At 65.4% G+C, this 20226-nt stretch carries 20 protein-coding genes, 1 tRNA gene and 1 pseudogene; 16 read left to right on the forward strand and 6 right to left on the reverse strand.

Features of this window, described 5'->3' with window-relative positions; translation table 11 throughout:
• The first annotated feature begins 4 nt into the window (after nt 1-4).
• The 3 genes from edd to eda are packed head-to-tail and all read left to right on the forward strand — an operon-like array spanning nt 5 to nt 3398.
• Nucleotides 5-1819: a phosphogluconate dehydratase gene (edd, locus tag RMO25_RS10715; RefSeq protein WP_309662592.1), complete on the forward strand. Its 1815-nt coding sequence runs from the start codon at nt 5-7 to the stop codon at nt 1817-1819.
• On the forward strand, nt 1816-2784 hold the full coding sequence (gene glk, locus RMO25_RS10720) for a glucokinase (protein ID WP_309662593.1): 969 nt from the start codon (nt 1816-1818) through the stop codon (nt 2782-2784). The genes edd and glk overlap by 4 nt, the downstream gene beginning before the upstream one ends.
• Nucleotides 2781-3398: a bifunctional 4-hydroxy-2-oxoglutarate aldolase/2-dehydro-3-deoxy-phosphogluconate aldolase gene (gene eda, locus RMO25_RS10725; RefSeq protein ID WP_309662594.1), complete on the forward strand. Its 618-nt coding sequence runs from the start codon at nt 2781-2783 to the stop codon at nt 3396-3398. The genes glk and eda overlap by 4 nt, the downstream gene beginning before the upstream one ends.
• Before the next feature lie 4 nt (nt 3399-3402).
• On the opposite strand, the gene RMO25_RS10730 is transcribed toward eda, so the two are convergent.
• Nucleotides 3403-3492 (reverse strand) — tRNA-Ser (locus RMO25_RS10730).
• A 103-nt stretch (nt 3493-3595) separates the two neighbouring features.
• On the opposite strand from RMO25_RS10730, the gene hspQ reads away from it, so the two are divergent.
• The 4 genes from hspQ (at nt 3596) to RMO25_RS10750 (ending at nt 5696) form a co-directional block, all read left to right on the forward strand.
• Nucleotides 3596-3967, forward strand: a complete 372-nt coding sequence (gene hspQ, locus RMO25_RS10735) for a heat shock protein HspQ (protein ID WP_309662595.1) — start codon at nt 3596-3598, stop codon at nt 3965-3967.
• A gap of 119 nt (nt 3968-4086) precedes the next feature.
• Nucleotides 4087-4698 (forward strand): 50S ribosomal protein L21, encoded by a 612-nt coding sequence (gene rplU, locus RMO25_RS10740; protein WP_309662596.1) that lies wholly within the window; start codon nt 4087-4089, stop codon nt 4696-4698.
• A gap of 6 nt (nt 4699-4704) precedes the next feature.
• Nucleotides 4705-4971, forward strand: a complete 267-nt coding sequence (rpmA, locus tag RMO25_RS10745; RefSeq protein ID WP_309662597.1) for a 50S ribosomal protein L27 — start codon at nt 4705-4707, stop codon at nt 4969-4971.
• Between the two features lie 173 nt (nt 4972-5144).
• Nucleotides 5145-5696 carry a GNAT family N-acetyltransferase gene (locus tag RMO25_RS10750; protein WP_309662598.1) on the forward strand — a complete coding sequence of 184 codons (552 nt, stop codon included), beginning with the start codon at nt 5145-5147 and terminating at the stop codon, nt 5694-5696.
• A 21-nt stretch (nt 5697-5717) separates the two neighbouring features.
• On the opposite strand, the gene RMO25_RS10755 is transcribed toward RMO25_RS10750, so the two are convergent.
• Nucleotides 5718-6593, reverse strand: coding sequence for a metal-dependent hydrolase (locus tag RMO25_RS10755; RefSeq protein WP_309662599.1), 876 nt, complete (start codon nt 6591-6593; stop codon nt 5718-5720).
• A gap of 27 nt (nt 6594-6620) precedes the next feature.
• Here RMO25_RS10755 and RMO25_RS10760 point away from each other — a divergent pair, with 27 nt between their 5' ends.
• The 6 genes and pseudogenes from RMO25_RS10760 (at nt 6621) to RMO25_RS10785 (ending at nt 12760) form a co-directional block, all read left to right on the forward strand.
• Nucleotides 6621-7223, forward strand: coding sequence for a helix-turn-helix domain-containing protein (locus RMO25_RS10760; protein WP_309662600.1), 603 nt, complete (start codon nt 6621-6623; stop codon nt 7221-7223).
• Nucleotides 7224-7260: 37 nt separating this feature from the next.
• On the forward strand, nt 7261-8307 hold the full coding sequence (gene obgE, locus RMO25_RS10765) for a GTPase ObgE (protein ID WP_309662601.1): 1047 nt from the start codon (nt 7261-7263) through the stop codon (nt 8305-8307).
• A complete protein-coding gene (locus RMO25_RS10770) occupies nt 8292-9206 on the forward strand; it encodes an NAD-dependent epimerase/dehydratase family protein (RefSeq protein WP_309662602.1) in 915 nt (304 codons plus the stop codon). The genes obgE and RMO25_RS10770 overlap by 16 nt, the downstream gene beginning before the upstream one ends.
• 74 nt (nt 9207-9280) lie before the next feature.
• The gene (locus RMO25_RS10775; RefSeq protein WP_309662603.1) at nt 9281-9529 is read left to right on the forward strand and encodes an acyl carrier protein; all 249 of its coding nucleotides are present in this window, start codon (nt 9281-9283) and stop codon (nt 9527-9529) included.
• Nucleotides 9526-10727, forward strand: a pseudogene (spt, locus tag RMO25_RS10780) (serine palmitoyltransferase). Before RMO25_RS10775 ends, spt begins: the two are co-directional and overlap by 4 nt.
• A 47-nt stretch (nt 10728-10774) precedes the next feature.
• On the forward strand, nt 10775-12760 hold the full coding sequence (locus RMO25_RS10785; RefSeq protein WP_309662604.1) for an ATP-binding protein: 1986 nt from the start codon (nt 10775-10777) through the stop codon (nt 12758-12760).
• Here RMO25_RS10785 and RMO25_RS10790 read toward each other — a convergent pair.
• Nucleotides 12717-13577, reverse strand: coding sequence for a hypothetical protein (locus RMO25_RS10790; RefSeq protein WP_309662605.1), 861 nt, complete (start codon nt 13575-13577; stop codon nt 12717-12719). The genes RMO25_RS10785 and RMO25_RS10790 overlap by 44 nt on opposite strands.
• Before the next feature lie 18 nt (nt 13578-13595).
• Nucleotides 13596-14570, reverse strand: a complete 975-nt coding sequence (locus RMO25_RS10795; RefSeq protein WP_309662606.1) for an acylglycerol kinase family protein — start codon at nt 14568-14570, stop codon at nt 13596-13598.
• Nucleotides 14571-14814: 244 nt separating this feature from the next.
• Here RMO25_RS10795 and lptF point away from each other — a divergent pair, with 244 nt between their 5' ends.
• Together lptF and lptG are read left to right on the forward strand one after the other, a co-directional pair.
• Nucleotides 14815-16011, forward strand: coding sequence for an LPS export ABC transporter permease LptF (gene lptF, locus RMO25_RS10800; RefSeq protein ID WP_309662607.1), 1197 nt, complete (start codon nt 14815-14817; stop codon nt 16009-16011).
• Nucleotides 16008-17105: an LPS export ABC transporter permease LptG gene (gene lptG, locus RMO25_RS10805; protein WP_405051873.1), complete on the forward strand. Its 1098-nt coding sequence runs from the start codon at nt 16008-16010 to the stop codon at nt 17103-17105. Before lptF ends, lptG begins: the two co-directional genes overlap by 4 nt.
• A gap of 3 nt (nt 17106-17108) precedes the next feature.
• Here the strand turns inward: lptG and RMO25_RS10810 are convergent, their stop codons facing one another.
• Nucleotides 17109-18203: a fatty acid desaturase family protein gene (locus RMO25_RS10810; RefSeq protein ID WP_405051874.1), complete on the reverse strand. Its 1095-nt coding sequence runs from the start codon at nt 18201-18203 to the stop codon at nt 17109-17111.
• A gap of 67 nt (nt 18204-18270) precedes the next feature.
• On the opposite strand from RMO25_RS10810, the gene RMO25_RS10815 reads away from it, so the two are divergent.
• A complete protein-coding gene (locus RMO25_RS10815; RefSeq protein WP_405051875.1) occupies nt 18271-19455 on the forward strand; it encodes an N-acetyltransferase in 1185 nt (394 codons plus the stop codon).
• On the opposite strand, the gene RMO25_RS10820 is transcribed toward RMO25_RS10815, so the two are convergent.
• On the reverse strand, nt 19452-20225 hold the full coding sequence (locus RMO25_RS10820; RefSeq protein ID WP_309662608.1) for an exodeoxyribonuclease III: 774 nt from the start codon (nt 20223-20225) through the stop codon (nt 19452-19454). The genes RMO25_RS10815 and RMO25_RS10820 overlap by 4 nt on opposite strands.
• Between the last annotated feature and the right edge of the window lies 1 nt (nt 20226).

The following is a 20226-nucleotide window of genomic DNA, read 5'->3' on the forward strand; positions in this document are numbered from 1 at the left end:
ACGCATGACCACGCATACCACCGTCGCCAGAGTCACCGACCGGATCATCGAGCGGTCGAAGCCGACGCGCTTGCGCTATCTCCAGCACATTGCCGACGAGGCCGAACGCGGCATGGACCGGCCGCGGCTATCGTGCGGCAATTTCGCCCATGGCTTTGCCGCCGCCGGCGAGGACAAGGACAGCATTCGCGGCTTGCGCGGGCCCAACATCGGCATCGTCACCGCTTACAACGACATGCTATCGGCGCATCAGCCGTACGGGCGCTATCCCGAGCAGATCAAGATTTTCGCGCGCGAAGTCGGGGCAACGGCGCAGGTCGCCGGCGGCGTGCCCGCGATGTGCGACGGCGTGACCCAAGGGCAGCCGGGCATGGACCTGTCGCTGTTCAGCCGCGACGTGATCGCCATGGGGACCGCGATCGCCTTGAGCCACGGCATGTTCGACGGCGCGGCGCTGCTCGGCATTTGCGACAAAATCGTGCCGGGACTTCTGATCGGGGCGCTGCGCTTGGGGCATTTGCCGACCCTGCTGATCCCCGGCGGGCCGATGCCGTCGGGCCTCGCCAATCGCGAGAAGCAGCGCATCCGCCAGCTGTTCGCCGAGGGCAAGGCGACACGCGAGGAGCTGCTCGCCGCCGAAGCCGCTTCCTACCATGGCCCCGGCACGTGCACCTTCTACGGCACCGCCAACACCAACCAGATGATGATGGAGCTGATGGGGCTGCACGTGCCCAATGCGGCGTTCGTCAATCCCAACACGCCGTTGCGCCAGGCGCTGACACGGGCCGCGGTGCATCGACTGGCGGCGCTGTCCGCCGCCAAGGCGCGGCCACTCGGTCACGTCATCGACGAAAAAGCGATCGTCAACGCCGCCGTCGGGCTGCTGGCAACCGGCGGCTCGACCAATCACGCGATCCACTTGCCGGCAATCGCGCGGGCCGCGGGCATCTTGATTGACTGGGAGGATCTCGACGCACTGTCGGACGCGGTGCCGCTGATCGCGCGCATCTACCCCAACGGCGCGCGCGATGTGAACGACTTCCAGCACGCCGGCGGCATGGCGTTCGTCATTTCCACCTTGTTGAGCGAGGGCCTGGTTCACGCTGACACGATGACCGCCGGCGCCGACGATCTGAGTGCCTACACCGCCACGCCCGAGCTCGATGGCGACGCCTTGGTGTGGCGAGAAACCGCGACCAGCCGCGACCTCGACATGCTGCGGCCGGTGGGCGACCCGTTCCGCGCCGACGGCGGGATGAAGCTGGTCACCGGCAATCTTGGCCGGGCGATCTTCAAGACTAGCTCTGTCGCCGAAGATCGCTGGACCATCGAAGCGCCGGCGCGTTGCTTTTCCGACCAGGACCAGGTGCTCGCGGCATTCAAGGCCGGTGAGCTCGACCGCGACGTCGCCGTCGTCGTCCGCTTCCAGGGCCCGCGCGCCAATGGCATGCCCGAACTGCACAAGCTGACCCCGGCGCTCGGCGTCGTCCAGGACCGCGGCCACCGCGTCGCGCTGATCACCGACGGGCGCATGTCGGGCGCGAGCGGCAAGATCCCCGCCGCGATCCACGTCTCGCCCGAAGCCTTGCCCGACGGCCCGCTGGCGCGGCTGCGCGACGGCGACATGATCCGACTGTGCGGGCGGAGCGGCCGCCTCGACGCGGTCGGCGTCGACCTTGGCGCGCGCGACTCCGCGCCCCACCCCGCTCCGCCGATCGGCACCGGGCGCGAGCTGTTCGCGCTGCTGCGGCGCCATTGCGATCATGCCGAAAGCGGCGCGTCGGCGATGCTCGCCGCAATGGACGCCGAACTGCCATGAGGACCATCGTCACCGCCGACATCGGTGGCACCCACGCCCGCTTCGCGCTGGCCGAGATCGGGGGCGGCCAGGTCGTTGCGCTGGGCGAACCAGTGACGCTGAGGACCGCCGACCATGCCAGTTTCCAATTGGCCTGGCAGGAGTTCGGACGCCGCGCCGGAATCGCCCTTCCCAATGAGCTGGCAATCGCCTTTGCCGGGCCGGTCGACGGCGACGTCCTGAAGCTAACCAACAATCCGTGGATGATCCGGCCGTATGTGATGAAGGAGCGGCTGGGGGTCGAGCGGTTCATCATCGTCAACGATTTCGGTGCCGTCGGCCACGCCGTCGCAACGCTTGGCGACGAACATTTTCGCCACTTGTGCGGCCCCGATTATGCCCTTCCCGACGACGGCGTCATTTCAATCGTCGGCCCGGGCACCGGCCTGGGCGTGGCGGCGCTGCTCAGGAAGGCCGGCAGCTATGAAGTCATCGAAACCGAGGGCGGTCACCTCGATTTCGCTCCGCTTGAGGCACTGGAGGACAAGATCCTCAAGCAATTGCGGCGCAAGTTCCGCCGCGTGTCGGTTGAGCGCGTCGCATCCGGCCAGGGCCTGCGCAACCTCTACGAGGCGCTTGGCGCAATCGAGAAACGCGACCTGGCGTTCCACGATGACGCGGACCTGTGGCCCGCCGCGCTCGATGGCAGCGACAGCCTGGCGAGCGCGGCGCTCGACCGCTTGTGCCTGACATTGGGCGCGGTCGCCGGCGACATGGCGCTGGCCCACGGGGCATCGGCGGTGGTGATCGCCGGGGGCGTCGGGCTGCGCCTTGCCGACCATCTGCCGCAATCGGGGTTCCGCGACCGGTTCATTGCCAAGGGCCGATTCGAACGGCGCATGGATGACATGCCGGTCAGGTTGATCACCTATCCGCAGCCCGGGCTGTTCGGGGCGGCCGCCGCTTTCGCGCGGGAATATCCATGACCATCGACGCGATCATGCGCACCGCGCCGGTCATCCCGGTGCTGGTGCTCGATGGGTCGGTCAACCCGGCCGAGCTGGCCGCAACGCTGGTCAAGGCGGGACTTCGCGTCATTGAGGTCACCTTGCGCACGCCACTGGCGCTGGACGCAATCCGGGCGATGTCGGAGATTCCCGGCGCCATTGTCGGTGCCGGGACGGTGCTCGACGCCGGCCAATTCAAGCAAGCGGTGGAAGCCGGCTCACGCTTCATCGTCTCACCCGGCCTGACGCCTTCGCTCGCCGACGCAGCGCGGGTTGCCGACGTCCCGTTCCTGCCTGGCGTGGCGACCGCCGGTGATATCATGCGCGGCCTTGACCTGGGCCTCGACCATTTCAAATTCTTCCCGGCCGAAAGCTCGGGCGGTATTCCCGCGTTGCAGGCCCTGTCCGGCCCGTTTGGCGGCGTCCGATTTTGCCCGACTGGCGGAATTACCGCGGATAGCGCGCCCCACTGGCTCGCGCTGGACAGCGTGCTGTGTGTCGGCGGCAGCTGGCTGCTCAAAACCGGCGAATCCGACCTGGCGCTTGTCGCCCAACGCGCGCGCCAGGCGGCGACCCTCGGGTCAGGACGCTAGACGCTGGCGGAGAGGGTGGGATTCGAACCCACGGTAGGCTTGCGCCCACGCCGCATTTCGAGTGCGGTGCTTTCGACCACTCAGCCACCTCTCCGCGGGTCCGGATGCTGGCCGGGCAAGCCGGCTTTCGGTCGGACGCGGCCTCTAGCAGCGCCCATCAGCCTTGCCTAGCGGCCAAGGTCCACTAGATTGCAGCCATGTCCACAGTTGAACGGTCCAGCCCCGTGCCCGCCAACCCCCTCGCGATGCCCTTGGCGCGCTTTGCGATCGGCGAAGTCGTGCGCCACCGCCTGCTCGATTTCCGCGGCGTCATTTTCGACGTCGATCCCGAGTTCGCCAATAGCCAGGAATGGTATGAGGCGATCCCCGAAGCGATGCGGCCGCCCAAGGACCAGCCGTTCTACCACTTGCTCGCCGAGAACAGCGAGGCGAGCTACGTTGCCTACGTCAGCCAGCAGAATTTGGTTGCCGATGACACCGACGAGCCGATCGATCACCCGGCGATCGGGTCGCTGTTCGACCGTTTCGACGAAGGCCGCTATTTGCTCCGCCGCGAGCACCGCCACTAACCCCTTCAGGTTGACAGGCCCAAGCCCCTGCCATAGGCGGCACGGTTTCCGCGCGACCTTTGGTGCCTTGGCGCTGACAAGCGCGTGGAAGCTAGATTCTGAAGAGAAGAGAAGAGCCAATGTTCGCAGTCGTGCGCACGGGCGGCAAGCAATATCGCGTTGCCCTGGGAGACAAGATCGTCGTCGAGAAGATGGCCGGTGAAGCCGGCCAGCGGATCGACATCACCGACGTCCTGCTGGCCGGCGAAGGCTCCGAGCTAGAGTCGGTCAAGGGGCTGATTGTCGGCGCCGAAATCATCGCCCAGGCCAAGGCCGACAAGGTGACGGTGTTCAAGAAGCGCCGCCGCCACAATTACCGCCGCAAGAAAGGCCATCGCCAGCAGCATACGATCCTGCGGATCGTCGCGATTGGTGACCATAAGCATGTCCCGAGCAAGGTCGAGGGGGCCGAGAAGAAAGCCGCCGCCCCGAAGGCTGAAAAGCCGGCCAAGGCCGCCCCTGCTCCCGAGGCCAAGGCAGCGAGCGATTCGGCCGCCAAGCCCAAGGTCGAGCCGCCCAAGGCCAAGGCCGCCGCGCCCAAGCAGGCTGCTCCGGCCAAGGCTGCTCCGGCCAAAGCCGCCGCCAAGCCAGCTGCGGCCAAGGCCGCAGCCAAGGCGTCGACAAAGAATGCTGCACCTGCTAAGGGCGCCGCGAAGAAATTAACGAAACCGAAATCAACTAAAGCGAAGTAGTTCACGATGGCACATAAAAAGGCAGGCGGCAGTTCACGCAACGGCCGCGACAGTCAAAGCAAGCGCCTCGGCGTCAAATTGTTCGGCGGCCAGGCGGCCCGCGCCGGCAATATTATCGTGCGCCAACGCGGCACGCGCTGGCACCCCGGCGACAACGTCGGCATCGGCAAGGATCACACCTTGTTCGCATTGACCGACGGCGCGGTCACCTTCCGAGACGGCAAGCTTGGACGCAAATTTGTCCATATTATGCCGGCGGAGGCGAACACATAGGAACAGTCGATCACGGGCTGTTCCCTCAAGGGGGCGGCCCGGACGAGATCCACCAGACCAGGATCAAAGCCACAAGGGAGAAGAGGGAAGCCCCCTCTCCTCCCTTTTCTTTTGTCTTCTCCCGAAACTGTCACGGAGGCCCGCTACAGGCCTTCCGCGCAAGGAGAGGGACGATGTTCGCGAGAACTGCAAGACTGCTGCTCCGGCCCGGCTGGGCGGAAGACGCGCCGGCCCTCGCCGCCGCGATCGGCGACGAGCGGATCGTCCGCAACCTCGCCACCGCGCCCTGGCCATACCGCCTTCGCGATGCCGAGGCGTTTCTTGCCCAGCCGCGCGACCCGCTGCTGCCGACGTTCCTGATCTTCGAACGCACGGATGCGGACCCCCAGCTGCTCGGCTCGTGCGGGCTCGGGAGACGGCCATCGGGCGGGGTCGAGCTGGGCTATTGGATCGCCCGCCGGCATTGGGGCCGCGGGGTTGCGACCGAGGCGGCACACGCGCTGCTCGACATCGCCCGCACGCTACGGCTACCGCGGCTGCAGGCCTCGCACTTTCTCGACAATCCGGCGTCCGGCCGGGTGCTCGAGAAGCTGGGCTTCGAGCCGATCGGGATCACCGCGCCACGGCTGAGTTACGCGCGCGGTGAGGATGCCCCGGCAAGGCTATTTCGGCTCGAACTCGCGAACGAAGGCGCCGAGCAACTGGAGGAGTCGATCGCCGCTTAGGCGCGGGGAGTCGATCGCCGCTTAGGCGCGGGCCCGGCGAACTTGCCGGGCGGGCGCCGCAATCGCCACTGCGCTCGCCTCGTAATGGCGCAGAAGTTCACGATCGTCGTGGTTCCACGGGTGGAAGCCCGGCAGGAAGAAGCTCGCCCACGCGCCGGCGATCTTGCGGAACATGCCGGGCCTGGCCCACAGGTACCACAGCAGCTGGGCCCACGCCCGTGCGCCCTCGACCCCGTCCTGGCGCATCAGTTCGAGCGCCCCGGCGGTACGGTCGACAAGGAAGTTGCGGGTGATGAACAGCATCACCTTCGCCTTAACCTTCCAGCGCTTGAAGCGCGGCCAGGTTCGGGTCGCGTGGAGCCAGGTGTCGTAGGCAACGCCCTTATGCTCGATCTCCTCGCACGCATGCCATCGCCACAGCGCCACCGTCTCCTCTTCGCCGCCGGCGAGGTGACGCGGGTTGGCAAGCAATTGATGGGCGAGGATGGCGGTGAAATGCTCGAGCGCCATGGTCGCGGCCAGGCTGACGATCGGCGGCTTCGATTTGGTCATGGCGAGCCGCTCGTCGACGCGATTCTGGAGCTTCGACAGATCGTAGCCGGCATCGGCGGCGCGGCGATTGAACGCCAAATGCTCGCGGCTGTGGATCACTTCCTGGGTGGTGAACGCCTTGATCTCTTCCGCCAGTTTGGGCAGCGCGCCGTCGCGAAAGGCGCGCACGCTGTCGACGAAGAACGCCTCGCCGGTCGGAAAGGTCGCCGACAGCGCATTGTAGATTGCGGTCGCGGCAACGCCGCCGCCGTGCCACAAGCGGGTCGGCCCGTCGGCGCGGCCAAAGCGGCGGTCGCGGGGCGTGATCGTGAGGTCGGCCGGAGTCGGTGCGGTAGCGGTTGTCATACATCCGGAGTAGATTAACTTACACTGATGTCAATAGTCCGCGAACGCCTCAGCCAGGGAGCGAGCCGGTTGGCCGCAATCGACGCCGCGCGCCACTTGCTGATCGACGAGGGACCGCAGGCGGTCACCCTCAAGGCCGTGGCGGCAAGGATCGGCAAGACGCACGCCAATTTGCTCCACCATTTCGGCTCGGCCGCCGGACTCCAGGCCGCGCTCGCCCGGGCGATCGCCGAACAGGTCACCGCCAGCATCGGCGAAGCGGTCGAGCTGGCTCGGCGCGGCGAAGCCGATTCGCGCGAGATCGTCGACCGGACCTTCGATGCATTCGGCAAGGAAGGGGCCGGTGCGTTGGCGGCGTGGATGATCCTGTCGGGCAACACGGACGCATTGAACCCGATCCTCGGCGCGATCCGTGCCCTGGTCGACCAGCTGAGCGTCGCGCACGAGGACCATAAGGTCCCCGAATCGACCTTGTCGCTGGTCCTTGCCGCGCTTGGCGATTCGCTGCTCGGCGAGCCGATCGCAGTGGCACTCGGCCTGCCCCGCGAAGCATCGCGCGAGATCGCCGCGCACGCCCTGCGTTCGCATATGGAATCGATGCACCCCAAGGCGGACAACCAGCGGCACTGAGGTGGCAATCCGCCGCCGGCCCGCCTAACTGCGCCCCATGCACTTCCTCGACCAGGCCAAGATTTTCATTCGCTCCGGCGCGGGCGGGCCGGGAGCAGTCGGCTTCCGGCGCGAAAAATACATCGAATATGGCGGCCCCGACGGCGGCGAAGGCGGTAAGGGCGGCGACATCATCTTCGAAGCGGTGCCGGGGCTGAATACGTTGATCGACTTTCGCTACACCCAGCATTTCCGCGCGCCGCGCGGCAAGGGCGGCGCGGGCTCCAACCGCACCGGCGGCGGCGGCGACGACCTCGTCATCAAGGTTCCGGTCGGCACGCAGGTGCTGGCCGACGACGAGGAGCGGACCTTGCTCGCCGATTTGACCCAAGTCGGGCAAACCATCCGCTTCCTCAAGGGCGGCGACGGCGGTCGCGGCAACGCCAGCTACAAGACCTCGACCAACCGGGCGCCGCGCCAGCACGGCTCGGGCTGGCCGGGCGAGGAAATGTGGGTGTGGCTGCGCCTGAAACTGCTCGCCGACGTCGGCCTCGTCGGCCTGCCCAACGCCGGCAAATCGACCTTCCTCAATGCCACCACCAACGCCGCCGCCAAGGTCGGCGATTATCCGTTCACGACCCTGCGCCCGCAGCTGGGCGTCGTACGCCACAAGGGGCGCGAGTTCGTTTTGGCCGACATTCCCGGGCTGATCGAAGGCGCGGCCGAAGGGGCCGGCGTCGGTGATCGCTTCCTCGGCCATGTCGAGCGCTGCCGCCTGCTGCTGCACCTGGTCGACGCCGCCGGCGACAACCCCGCCGAGGCGTGGCGCGTGGTGCGCGGCGAGCTGGACGCGTACGGCGCCGACCTGGCTGACAAGCCCGAAATCGTCGCGCTGAGCCGCGCCGATTTGGTCGAGGACAAACCCTTGGCCAAGGTCAAGAAGGCGGTCGACAAGGCCAGCGGCAGCGACGCGATCGCGATTTCCGCGCCGACCGGCATGGGCATCGAGGCCCTGCTCGACGCGATCGTCGAGCGGCTTGGCAATGTCCCTGAGCAACAGACCAGCGACGCGCTGGCCGACGAACGGCCATGGTCGCCGCTTTGAAGCTGGCGATCACCGGCGGCACCGGCTTCGTCGGATCGCGGTTGATCGACGCGGCGATTGAAGCGGGGCACACGGTCAAGGCGTTGACCCGGCGGCCGCAGGAAGCGCGATCCTCGCTCGATTGGGTGAGCGGCTCGCTGGCCGATCGTGGCGCCCTCGAAGCGCTCGTCAACGGTGCCGACGCGGTCATCCACGTCGCGGGGGTGATCAACGCACCCGATGTGGCCAGATTTGAAGCCGGCAACGTTACCGGCACGCTGGCGACGCTGGCCGCCGCGACCGCTGGCGGGGTGAAGCGCTTCGTCCATGTCTCGTCGCTGGCGGCGCGCGAGCCGCAATTGTCGCTCTACGGCGCGTCCAAGGCGAGGTCCGAGACGCTGGTCGAACGGTCGGGGCTGGATTGGGCAATCGTCCGCCCGCCGGCGGTCTATGGACCAGGCGACAAGGAGACGCTCGAGCTGTTCAGGATGGCCAAGCTCGGCGTCGTGTTGCTGCCCCCCAAGGGCCGCCTGTCGCTGGTCCATGTCGATGATTTGGCCAGCCTGCTGCTCGCGCTGGCCGCGCCGGCCGCGCCACGCGGGCAGATATTCGAACCCGACGATGGTCACGGCGGCTGGAGCCACAAAGAGCTGGCCGCAGCGTTAGGCACCGCCGTCGGCCGGCGCGGTATCAGCCTGTCAGTTCCCGCCGGCCTGCTGAAGCTCGCCGCCCGCGCCGATCGGCTGCTGCGCGGCGACACAGCCAAATTAACCCCCGACCGCGCCGCTTACTTCTCCCACCCCGATTGGGTGGCCGATCCGGCGAGGGCGACGCCGCCTGAACTCTGGCAACCTCAAATTCCGACCAGCGAAGGCCTCGCCGCCACCGCCGCCTGGTACGCGGAACTGGGCTGGCTATGAGTCGCCCGACGACCGCCGCAATCGCGCCCCATTGCGTTGCGAAAGCCGTGGGCCAGCCCTAGACGGACCGCCATATGATTGACCGAGACGACATCGCCACCAAGATCGACGCGCTGATCGAGCCGTTCAACAAGAAGGGCGTCGCGGTGACCGCAGCGACGCGCTTCGCGCAGGATCTCGAATGGGACAGTTTGACGGTGATGGACTTCGTCGCCTCCGTCGAGGACGAGTTCGACATCTTGATCAGCATGAACCGCGCCGCCGAGATCGAAACCGTCGAACAATTGATCGACGCCGTCGGCCAGCTCCAGGGCGAGCGGTGAGCGACCTCTTTTCGAAGTTCGACCCGATCATCCAGCAGCGCGAGAGCCTGCTCGCAGCCGGGATGACCGACCCCTTCAACCTGGTCATGGAGAAGGTCGAAAGCCCGACCGTCGCAATCTGCAACGGCAAGCGCACGATCCTGCTCGGCACGTACAATTACATGGGCATGACCTTCGACCCCGACGTCATCGCGGCCGGCAAAAAGGCGCTCGACGAATTTGGGTCGGGGACCACCGGCAGCCGGGTGCTCAACGGCACCTATTCGGGGCACCGGGCTTGCGAGGAGGCGCTCAAGGACTTTTACGCGATGGACCATGCGATGGTCTTTTCGACCGGCTACCAGGCCAATCTCGGGATCATTTCAACGCTCGCCGGCAAGGAAGATTACATCGTCCTCGACATCGACAGCCATGCGTCGATCTACGACGGCTGCGCGCTCGGCAACGCCCAGATCGTGCCGTTCCGCCACAACGACATCGAAGCGATGGAAAAACGGCTCAAACGCATCCCCGAGGGCGCCGGCAAGCTGGTCGTGCTGGAAGGCGTCTATTCGATGCTCGGCGACGTCGCGCCGCTGGCCGAGATGGTCCGCGTGGCCAAGGACAATGGCGCCATGGTGCTGGTCGACGAAGCGCATTCGATGGGCTTCATCGGCGAACACGGGCGTGGCGTCGCCGAAGCCCAGGGCGTCATCGACGATGTCGATTTCATCATCGGCACCTTCTCGAAGTCGGTCGGGACGGTCGGCGGTTTTTGCGTTTCGAACCATCCCAAGTTCGAAATCCTGCGGCTGTGTGCCGGCCGTATGTGTTCACCGCCTCGCTGCCGCCGTCGGTGGTCGCGACCGCGGCGACCTCGATCCGCAAGCTGATGCACACGGCCGACAAGCGCGCCCATCTGTGGGAAAACTCCAAGCGCCTGCATGCCGGGCTCAAGCAATTGGGGTTCAAACTTGGCACCGACGAGCCGCAGGCGGCGATCATCGCGGTGCTGATGCCCGATCTCGCAGCCGGGGCGGCGATGTGGGAAGCGCTGTTGAACGAAGGTCTCTACGTCAATCTCGCGCGACCGCCGGCGACGCCGGCCAACATGACGCTCCTGCGCTGTTCGCTGTGCTCCGAGCACAGCAGCGAGCAGGTCGGCGAGATCCTTGGCATGTTCGCTGCTGCCGGACGTGCGACGGGCTGCATAAGTTAGGGCAAAGCCGCCTTTCCCGTGACTCGATACAGGTCTAAGGTGGTTGGATGACGCCATCGGGGGACGAACAGCACTTCGACTGGCGCCGCGGCGGTGCGGCGGCGGGCGGCTTGATTGCGGCCCTGGTCCTCCTCACCATGGTGGTCTTGGTAGCTTTGTCCAATGGCTCGCGCGAACGGGCGCTGGCAGCTGAACGCCGGGCGTATAATGTTGCTTTGGTCGTGCGCAGCGTCGATTCCAGCATGTCGCGATCGGAAGCCGCACTCGGCCGCTTTGTCCTCGATGAGGAAGTACGCACCAGCGGCAATATTTATTATAGCCAATGGCGTCTCGCCGGCCGCCAGATCAGCGAGCTCGAACGGCTGGTGCGCAACAGCCCCGATCAGCGGCGGCGCGTCGCCGAGCTCCAGCAGCTCTATTCACAGCGCGACGCCGAGCTGGCGTTGGCGGCGCGCGCCGCGGCCGCCAAGCAGGGCCAGGGCGGCACCTCTTATTATTACCTAGCCGGAAAGTCGCCGACGGGACCGGCGGTGATTGGCAAGCTCGACGAAATCGCGGCCAGCGAACGCCAATCGCTGAGCGCTCGCATTACCCAAAGCCAGATTTTTTCGGCCCAGGCCGACCGGCTGACCGATTTCCTCAGCTGGCTCGGCCTGATCGTTGGCGCGGGCGCGATCTTCCTGGGGATGGTGGCCGTCCAGGCCCTGCGCCAGAATGCCGCCGCTCGCCGCCAAGCCGAATCCCAGTCCGAGCGCGCCGAGGCTCTCGAACAAGCGGTGACCGAACGCACCCAGGAGTTGCAGACCGCCAACGAGGCCTTGCGCGCCGAAGCGGTCGAGCGCCAACTCGCCGAAGCGCAGTTGCGGCAGGTGCAGAAGATGGAAGCGGTGGGCCAACTCACCGGCGGCATCGCCCACGATTTCAACAACATGCTGGCGGTGGTGGTCGGAGGCATCGACCTCGCCCGCCGCCGCTTGAATGGGCCCAAGCGCGAAGTGATGAGCCACCTCACCAATGCGATGGAGGGCGCGACGCGTGCCGCGGCCCTGACCCGGCGCCTGCTGTCGTTCGCCCGTTCCGAACCGCTGCTCCCCGAAAAGCTCGATAGCGGTTCGCTCGTCGCCGGCATGTCGGACCTGCTCGATCGCACGCTGGGCGAGCGGATCCAGGTCGAGGTCGACCTCGCCGCCGACACCTGGCCGACCTACGCCGACCCGCATCAGCTGGAGAATGCGATCGTCAATCTGGCGGTCAACGCGCGCGACGCGATGGACGGCACCGGGATGATGCGAATCAGCACGTCGAACGTAACGCTTCAGGCCAATGAGGTCGGCGATGTCCAGCCCGGCGAATATGTCCGGATCAGCGTCAGCGACACCGGTTGCGGCATGACCGAGGAAGTGATCGAGCGGGCGTTCGAGCCATTCTTCACCACCAAGCCGGTCGGCAAGGGCACCGGGCTGGGCCTGAGCCAGATCTTTGGTTTCGCCCACCAGTCGGGCGGCGAAGTCGGGATTGAAAGCCAGCTCGAGAGGGGCACTACGGTTTCCATCTATTTACCGCGCAGCGAGTCCGCCACCGCGCCGGTCCGGCTGCACCCCACGGTCCAGCGGACCGAGGACGAAGCGCACGTCCCGGGCGCGCGGATCTTGCTGGTCGAGGACGATCCGCGCGTCCGCTCGGCGACCGTCGATGCCCTCGAGGATCTGAACTATGAGCCGATCGCCTGTGCGAGCGGCGCCGAAGCCATCAAGCTGTTCGAGGAGCAGCAATTCGACCTGGTGGTCAGCGATGTCATTATGCCAGAAATGACCGGCCCCGAGTTAATTCGGCATTTGAAAGCCACCCACGACGATTTCGCGGTGTTGTTCGTCACGGGCTATGTCGGCGACGGCGAGACCGACCACCTTGTCGGCTATGAGTTGTTGCGCAAACCGTTCACCGTCGGCGCGCTGGCCAATGCCATCTCGTCGGCGCTGTCGCGGCCGACTAGCGCACCGCTCCGGACTTCAGGAGGCGCGGTAAGAGGCTGATCGCGGCCAGCAAGGGCCAGCGCCGCTGCCACGGCTTGATCACGATCTGCGTGCCGGCGTGGCGGTTGATCTTCCAGGCGATGTAATCAACGCCGCCGGCGAAGGTCGCGCTGGCCTTGGCCAGGCGAACTACCGACAGCGCTTTTCCCTCCAGCCGCCGTCGCGCCCAGCTCCCACTGCCAGCGCCAGCGGACACTGCCGCTATCGCTGGACGCGAAAAGCGCTGGTAGCGCTTGGGGTCGGCATCGACGACCGATCCGGCCCGCCCGGTCCGCTCGGCGCGCAGCTCCGCCGAATAGGTCAAGGCAAAGGCCCGACGCCACCAATCGAGCGGCGCTTCGCCATCGACGCGGCCCGCTGCGGCCAGCAGCGTCGGTGCGGCGCGGGCAATCGCGTCGATCGCCATTTGTTGCGCACGCTCATTGGCCGACCACACCAGCCGCGACGGTTGCGCGAACCGCGCCCACACCGAAACGCTGCGCGTCTCCGGCCCGTTGAGCCGGTGGAAATCCGCTTCGCTGAGCACGGCATATTTCGCGGTCAGGCCGGTTGTTTCGAAATAAAAGACGTTGGGTGGAATCCAACGGTTGGCGACGCTGAGCCAGCGGCGGTCGTAGGCGGCGCGGTAGTCGGACACGATCAGGTAAAAATCGAGCATCAGCCCGTCGAGCTGCATTTCGCGCAAGCATGAGCCGTAAAATAGCACTGCCCGCGAAGCGCTACCGTGCTTGGCGGCGATGGCGGCAGCCAGCGTCGACACCCGGGAATCGACGGGCGTCGCAAGTTCCGCCGCAACCAGCTGTTCAAGGTCGTCCATTGGCCGTCGTCTTAGCGCTCAGGCGGCAATACGGACGAACGATAAGGGATTTGCCAGCTTGAGGAAGATCGGGCGGCCGATTTCCGCCCGGAAGGTCTCGCCATCGAGGATCACCTTCGAGCTTTCGCCCTCGATGCTGATCTCGTCGCTTTGTTCGAAATGGACGCCGCGCATTTTCGAATGGCCGAGCTTGCCGGCCAAGGTCGCGAAGAAGGCCCGCAGCATCGACGCCGGTCGCTCTTCGATCGCCAGCAGCTTCAACGCGCCCCTCTTGCGACCAGCAAGCTCACCGGACATTAGGACTTTGTCGAGCGTCGTTACCGCCAGCAGCGAAAACCGCCCCGAAAGACTTTGGCTATTGCGCCAGGACACCGCGACCAGGCTTGGGTTGGGCGGCAGGAAGCTTGCCTTGAGCCGGAGCAGCAATTGCGCGAGCATCGCCAGAGCGGTGATTGCGTGGCTAACCCCGTTCGGAAGCCCAAGCGGATAAATCTTTTCGCGGCAGTAGAGCATGGTGTCGGCGAGGCCGGCGCCGCCGAGGAACATGCCGATCACCGGCATCTGCTCGCCCGCCCCGCAACGCAGCGCGATCAGCTCGCGCGCCACGATGTGCGGGCTGAGATCGGCCTGCGCGATCTCCATCAATTTCTCGAGCGCAATAATGGGGTCGCCCTGCGAGCCGAGGTCGAGCGCGATGAGGTTGGTCTTGCCGCTGGGCAGCACGGCGACCGGCGGCGGCTCCGTCCCGAAATGGCCGCCGTTGTAGAGCTCGGTCAGCGCCGCCTGGACGGTGCCGTCGCCGCCGTTGATGATCAGCATCTTGGGGCGCACCCGGGCAATCGTTTCGAGCGCGGAGCCAACCTGGTCGGCCTTCTCCACCTCGTAATGGAAGATGTCCGGATGCTCGGCGCAAAAGGCGCGGATCCGCGGCAGCTGCGCCAGATTCCCGGTCGACTTCGGATTTGACAGCAAGGCGATCCGGGTGCGCGCCATCAGCCGTTCACTGAACCAATCGGACCGCCGCGGCCGGTTTGCAGCAAGACCATCGCCGCCGGCGCGGACGCAGGCGCGACGTCAAGCCAGGGACCAATCGGCAGAAACGATTTCGACATGCTTTTACCAAACGTTTGTTCTACGCCCACTGTGACGGTGCGGCTTCGCCGGGAAGGGTAGAGCCGCCCGTATTGCAATCTCGGCTCGCTTTGCGGCCAAATCATGGTGTTGGGACGACCAAAACTTGGGCCGCGTGTCTTTAATCGACCGCTATCTGGCGCGGACCATCGCAGTTCCGCTGCTCGGCACGCTGATTCTCGCTGCGATGTTGCTGGTGCTCGACAAGATGCTGCGGTTGTTCGATTTCGTCGTCACCGCCGGGGGTCCAGTCAGCGTCGTCTGGCGCATGCTGGCCAATTTGCTGCCCGAATATTTTTCGCTCGGCATCCCGATCGGGCTGATGCTCGGCATCTTGCTGGCTTTTCGCAAGCTCGCTTTGTCGTCCGAACTCGATGCATTGCGCGGCATCGGCATTGGCTTCGGGCGGCTCCTCCGCGTCCCCTATGTTTACGCTACCGCGCTCATGCTGCTCAATCTTGCCATCGTCGGCTACATCGAGCCCTATTCGCGCTATCGCTATGAAGGCCTGCGGTTCGACTTGCGGTCCGGGGCGCTCGGCGCATCAATCAAGGTCGGGGAATTCAATCGCCTCGGCAAACGGCTGACACTGCGGATCGACAGCAGCGAGGACAAAGGCACCAAGTTGGGGGGCATTTTTGTCCAGGTCGACGACCGTTCGGGGACTTCGGTGGCGGCGACCGCCGATACGGGGCGGTTCCTGTCGACCGATGACCCCGACACCATCCTGTTCCGGCTCGGCAAGGGACGCCTGATCCAGCAATCGCCCAAATTTGCGGCGCCGCGAACATTATCGTTCAACAGCTATGATTTGCCGATCAACCTGCCGGCGGTCGACCGTTTTCGAAGCCGCGGGCACGCGCATGAAGAACTGACGCTCAACGAGCTGGTCCGCGAAGTTTACGGCGGCGGTACCGGCGGCAAGGATCGCCTCGCCGCCGAAGCCAATCTCCATTTCCGCTTGGTCGAGGTCGTCATGATGATGATGCTGCCGTTGCTGGCGGTGGCCCTCGCCGTGCCGCCCAAGCGAAGCTCCTCGTCGCTCGGGATCTTCGTCGGCATCGTGATCCTGGTCGCTTATCACAAGGTCAACCAATATGCGGAGCAGGCCGGCGCCCAGGGGCGGATCGAACCGATTATCGCCTTGTGGGTGCCGCTGATCCTGATCTCCAGCATGATCTGGTGGATGTATCATGTGCTCGCGCACAAACCGGGCGGCCAGCCGATCGGCGCGCTTGAGCGCGCGTTCGCCAAGATCGGTGGTGCCGTGCGATCGCTGTTGCCCCAGGCGCAGCGAGCATGATCAACCTGCGCTTTTTCCCGTCGAAGCGGATCGCCTTCTACACCGTCAAGCTGTTCCTGACCCGCAGCCTGGCGGTGCTGGTATCGCTGGTCCTTATCCTGATGACCCTTGACCTGCTCGGCGAATCGGGCAAGATTCTGGCCGTCCCGGGCAATGGCGATGCCCAATTGTGGCAATATGTTGCGCTGCGCATCCCGCTGCTCGTGTCGCGGTTCATGCCCTTTTCGGTATTGCTCGGCACGTTGATCGCCTTTGCCAGCCTCAACCAGCACAGCGAGGTCGTCGCGATGAAGGCCGCGGGCATGTCGGCGCACCAAATCCTCGCCCCACTGATCGTTGCCAGCCTTGGCATTGCTGCCGTCGCTTTTGCCTTCAACGAAACGGTGGTGGTCAAAGCGGCGCGGACGGTCACCGCCTGGAGCGACAATGACTATCGGCCGATTCCGCCAGCCAGCGACCTGTTGTCCAACGTCTGGGTGCTGGCCGGCGACGACCTGGTGCGAGCCCGACACGTGGTCGGACAGGGCAATCAGCTGCGGGCTACTGGACTCACCCTTTATGATCGCGAGGGCGGCACCTTGCGCCAAGTGATCGACGCCGAGCGCGCCCGGCCGGCGGGCAATGCCTGGCTGCTCGAAAATGTGCGGATCTATGACACGACCATGAACCTGATGGTCCGCAAGCGGCAAATGTTCGCGCTGCAAGGGGTGGAGCCGGACCGCCTGACGCTTGCCAAGGTCGATCCCGAACAGCTCGATTTCTTCACCCTGCGGGACAGAATCGGACAGCTGGAACGGGCAGGCCGGCAGGCCGACGAAGCCCGCGCCGGAATGTGGCACAAGATTTCTGGGCCGCTGTCGACGCTGCTGATGCCATTGCTGGCGGCGGTCGCCGCGTTCGGCCTCGCCCGGTCGGGCCAGGTGCTGCTGCGGGCGACTGTTGGCATGGCTCTCGGCTTTGCCTATTTCGTCGCCGACAATTTCAGCCTGGCGATGGGTAATGTCGGCGCCTATCCGCCGCTCCTCGCCGCCTGGGCACCGTTCATCCTGTTCCTGTTGATCGGCGAAACCGTCCTGGTCCGCTCGGAAGAATAGAACTCAGCGGCCCCAACTGCTCCTGGCCAGCCGCACCATCAGCGGCGTCAGGCCGCGGTGGCTCGAATGGTGGTAGATCGAGGCGGGGTCGAGCTTGGCGCAGATGCGGCGGTGAGCCTCGCCGAGCGCGTGATACGGCAGCCCGGGAAGCAAATGATGCAGCCCGTGATAGCGCAGGCCCACCGGCGCCCATAGAGCCGGCAAAGTCGCCGGCGGCGGCACGTTGACGCTGTCGAGATATTGGGCGGTGACGGTCATCGGCTCGCCGTCATTCTCCCACAGATGCGCGACCAGGGTCCGCACTTGATTGAGGAACATCACGCCCGATGCAACGCCGATGAAAATGGCGAAAACGCGCAGCGGAATGACGCCAGTCGTAACCATCGCCAGCAACGCCATTGCCCAGACGCTAGTGGCGGTTTCCTGCCAGCGCCATTGGCGGGCAAGCTCCCCTTCGGCCGGGCTGCGGCGGAACGCCGGATTGATTTGCAGCCCCGAATAACGCGCGACGACGAGCGCCCGAAGCCGGGGAAAAAGCAGCGACAGCGGCGCCAGCACCGCAAACCGCACCAGCAAGGCGACCGGCGCCAGCAGCGATGCGACCAGGAATATCGGCAGGGTGGACGGCTTCATCAGGGCCAGCGGCAGATATTCGGGGTCGTTGGCGGTGCCATAATAGGTCTTGGCGTGGTGCTGATTGTGGACCCCTTCATACATGAACGAGGGGACCAGCAGCGGCACGCCGACGAGGAGGTTCCACACCAGCCGGAAGCCACGGATCGCGCCCTGCTTGATGTGGGTCAGTTCGTGAATGAAACTGCCCGCGCGGTAGAGGGCGAGAACGGCAATGACGCCGGCCAGAATTGCGACCAGCGATGACGGTGCGAGCATCGCTGTGAACAGCGCGACGTAGCCGAAGAGCGCCGAACCAATCATGTCGGCCCAATAGATGGTCGCGCGCGGGACGTTGAGATCGCGGGTCAAGTCGGCGGCGGTGCGCAACATCGCCTTGTCGTCCGCCACCGGCGCACGGCTGGGCTGTCCGATCGCGTCGGAAGTGCCGCTGGCGGCTCGTTCAAGGATTGCCATGTCGCGCATAAGTGCCCGTGAAAGCTGGACCGAGATAATGGCGCCATCATGGCCTTGCAATGAACCAGGGGATCGCATGGCTGGCGCTGGAGGGCATGACGCGCTAGCCGAAGGCATGCCGAGTCCCCCGCCAACCGTTCGCCCTGTCGCTTCCAAAGCCGATCGCAATCGCTTCGTCGATTTCGCCTGGGAGGTCTATCAGGACGACCCGGCGTGGGTGCCGCCGTTAAAGGACGAAGTCCACGGCCTGCTCGATCCCAAGAAAAACCCGTGGTTCCAACATGCGCGGGCCGAATTATGGCTGGCCGAGCGCGATGGGCGCGTCGTCGGGCGGATCAGCGCGCAGGTCGACGATCTGGTCCAGACGCATATGGGTCAGGGCACCGGCCAATGGGGCATGTTCGAAGCGCTCGATGGGGAAACCGCGGCGGCGCTGATTGCAGCGGCAGAAAAATGGCTGCGTGGTCAGGGCATGACCCGCGCGCTGGGGCCGATCAGCCTGTCGATCTGGGACGAACCGGGGCTCGAAATCGAAGGCTTTACGCAGCCCCCAACGGTGATGATGGGTCATCATAAGCCCGCGTACCAAGGCTGGATCAATGCTGCCGGCTATATCAAGGCCAAGGATTTGCTGACCTATGAGGTCAACATCGAACATTGGGACGACCCGATGATCGACCGCCTGATCGCCATGGGCGAGCGCAATCCCAGCATAGTCATTCGCAAGGTCGACAAGTCGCAGTTCAACGATGAAGCGCGGCTGATCCTCAATCTGCTAAACGACGCTTGGTCGGCCAATTGGGGCTATGTCCCGCTGACCGAGGCCGAGATCGCCTACGCCGGCAAGAAATTGAAACCGATTATCTACGCGGATTTGGTTCGGATCGCGGAATATCATGGCGAGCCGGTAGCGTTCATGATCACTTTGCCCGACATCAACGAAATGATCGCCGATTTGAACGGCAGTTTGTTCCCGTTCGGCTGGGCGAAACTGCTGTGGCGGCTCCGCAATCCGAGGACGCGCCGGGCGCGGGTGCCGCTGATGGGCGTGGCGAAGAAGCTGCACGGGACGCGCATGGCCAGCCAATTGGCGTTCATGCTGATCGAGTTCACGCGCCGCGATTGTGTCGGCAAATTCGGCATCAAGATCGGCGAGTTCGGCTGGATCCTCGAAGACAATAAGGGGATGCTGTCGATCGCCCAATTGCCGGGCGCCAAAGTCAACCACCGCTACCGGATTTACGAAAAGGCTTTGGCTTAGACCAACTCGACCCAGGCTGGGGCGTGGTCGCTGGCTTTCTCCTGGTCCCGCGCCCATTTGTCGACGCCGGCGCCGCGCAAGCGGTCGGCGGCCTCGGGCGAGCACAGCAGATGGTCAATGCGAAAGCCGGCATCGCGCTGCCAGCAGCCCGCCGTATAATCCCAGAAGGTGTAGAGCTTGTCTTCGCCGGGGTGCAGCGCCCGGAGCGCGTCGGTCCAGCCCTGGTGGACAATAGTGCGATAAGCCGCGCGGGTCTCGGGCTGCAGTAGGGCATCGTGCCGCGTCGCCTTGGCCGAGAAGACGTCGCGGTCCTCCGGCACGACGTTCCAGTCACCGGCGAGCACCGTCGGCCGCTCTTCGGCCAAGAGCACGCGTGCATGGCTGCCGAGCCGCTCCATCCACTTCAATTTATAGTCGAATTTCTCGGTCCCGACGGGGTTGCCGTTGGGCAAATAGAGCGAAGCGACGACATAGTCCCCGACCTCGGCCTCAATGTAGCGGCTGTGGCTGTCGTCGGGGTCGCCGGGTAGCCCGACGCGGCGTAACTTGGGCGCGTCACCGCGAGCAAGAATGGCGACGCCGTTGAAGCCTTTTTGGCCGTGCCACACGGCGCCGTAACCGGCCGCCTCAATATCGGCGATCGGCAGCGATTCATCGGCGCATTTCAGTTCCTGGAGGCAGACGATGTCGGGCTTTTCGCGCTCAAGCCATTCGAGCAGCCGCGGCAGCCGCGCCCGGATGCCATTCACGTTGTAAGTCGCGTGCCTCACT

The organism is Sphingomonas sp. (assembly GCF_031361285.1).
Taxonomy (GTDB): domain Bacteria; phylum Pseudomonadota; class Alphaproteobacteria; order Sphingomonadales; family Sphingomonadaceae; genus Sphingomicrobium.

Bases quoted from the DNA above. Each gene is read 5' to 3' on its own strand.
- RMO25_RS10815 (WP_405051875.1), top strand. From the start codon at position 18,271: ATGGCTGGCGCTGGAGGGCATGACGCGCTAGCCGAAGGCATGCCGAGT.
- RMO25_RS10775 (WP_309662603.1), top strand. From the start codon at position 9,281: ATGATTGACCGAGACGACATCGCCACCAAGATCGACGCGCTGATCGAG.
- RMO25_RS10790 (WP_309662605.1), bottom strand. From the start codon at position 13,577: ATGGACGACCTTGAACAGCTGGTTGCGGCGGAACTTGCGACGCCCGTC.
- RMO25_RS10760 (WP_309662600.1), top strand. From the start codon at position 6,621: ATGTCAATAGTCCGCGAACGCCTCAGCCAGGGAGCGAGCCGGTTGGCC.
- RMO25_RS10795 (WP_309662606.1), bottom strand. From the start codon at position 14,570: ATGGCGCGCACCCGGATCGCCTTGCTGTCAAATCCGAAGTCGACCGGG.
- RMO25_RS10810 (WP_405051874.1), bottom strand. From the start codon at position 18,203: ATGCGCGACATGGCAATCCTTGAACGAGCCGCCAGCGGCACTTCCGAC.
- hspQ (WP_309662595.1), top strand. From the start codon at position 3,596: ATGTCCACAGTTGAACGGTCCAGCCCCGTGCCCGCCAACCCCCTCGCG.
- edd (WP_309662592.1), top strand. From the start codon at position 5: ATGACCACGCATACCACCGTCGCCAGAGTCACCGACCGGATCATCGAG.
- obgE (WP_309662601.1), top strand. From the start codon at position 7,261: ATGCACTTCCTCGACCAGGCCAAGATTTTCATTCGCTCCGGCGCGGGC.
- lptG (WP_405051873.1), top strand. From the start codon at position 16,008: ATGATCAACCTGCGCTTTTTCCCGTCGAAGCGGATCGCCTTCTACACC.
- eda (WP_309662594.1), top strand. From the start codon at position 2,781: ATGACCATCGACGCGATCATGCGCACCGCGCCGGTCATCCCGGTGCTG.
- RMO25_RS10785 (WP_309662604.1), top strand. From the start codon at position 10,775: ATGACGCCATCGGGGGACGAACAGCACTTCGACTGGCGCCGCGGCGGT.
- RMO25_RS10755 (WP_309662599.1), bottom strand. From the start codon at position 6,593: ATGACAACCGCTACCGCACCGACTCCGGCCGACCTCACGATCACGCCC.
- RMO25_RS10750 (WP_309662598.1), top strand. From the start codon at position 5,145: ATGTTCGCGAGAACTGCAAGACTGCTGCTCCGGCCCGGCTGGGCGGAA.
- RMO25_RS10770 (WP_309662602.1), top strand. From the start codon at position 8,292: ATGGTCGCCGCTTTGAAGCTGGCGATCACCGGCGGCACCGGCTTCGTC.
- glk (WP_309662593.1), top strand. From the start codon at position 1,816: ATGAGGACCATCGTCACCGCCGACATCGGTGGCACCCACGCCCGCTTC.
- rpmA (WP_309662597.1), top strand. From the start codon at position 4,705: ATGGCACATAAAAAGGCAGGCGGCAGTTCACGCAACGGCCGCGACAGT.
- rplU (WP_309662596.1), top strand. From the start codon at position 4,087: ATGTTCGCAGTCGTGCGCACGGGCGGCAAGCAATATCGCGTTGCCCTG.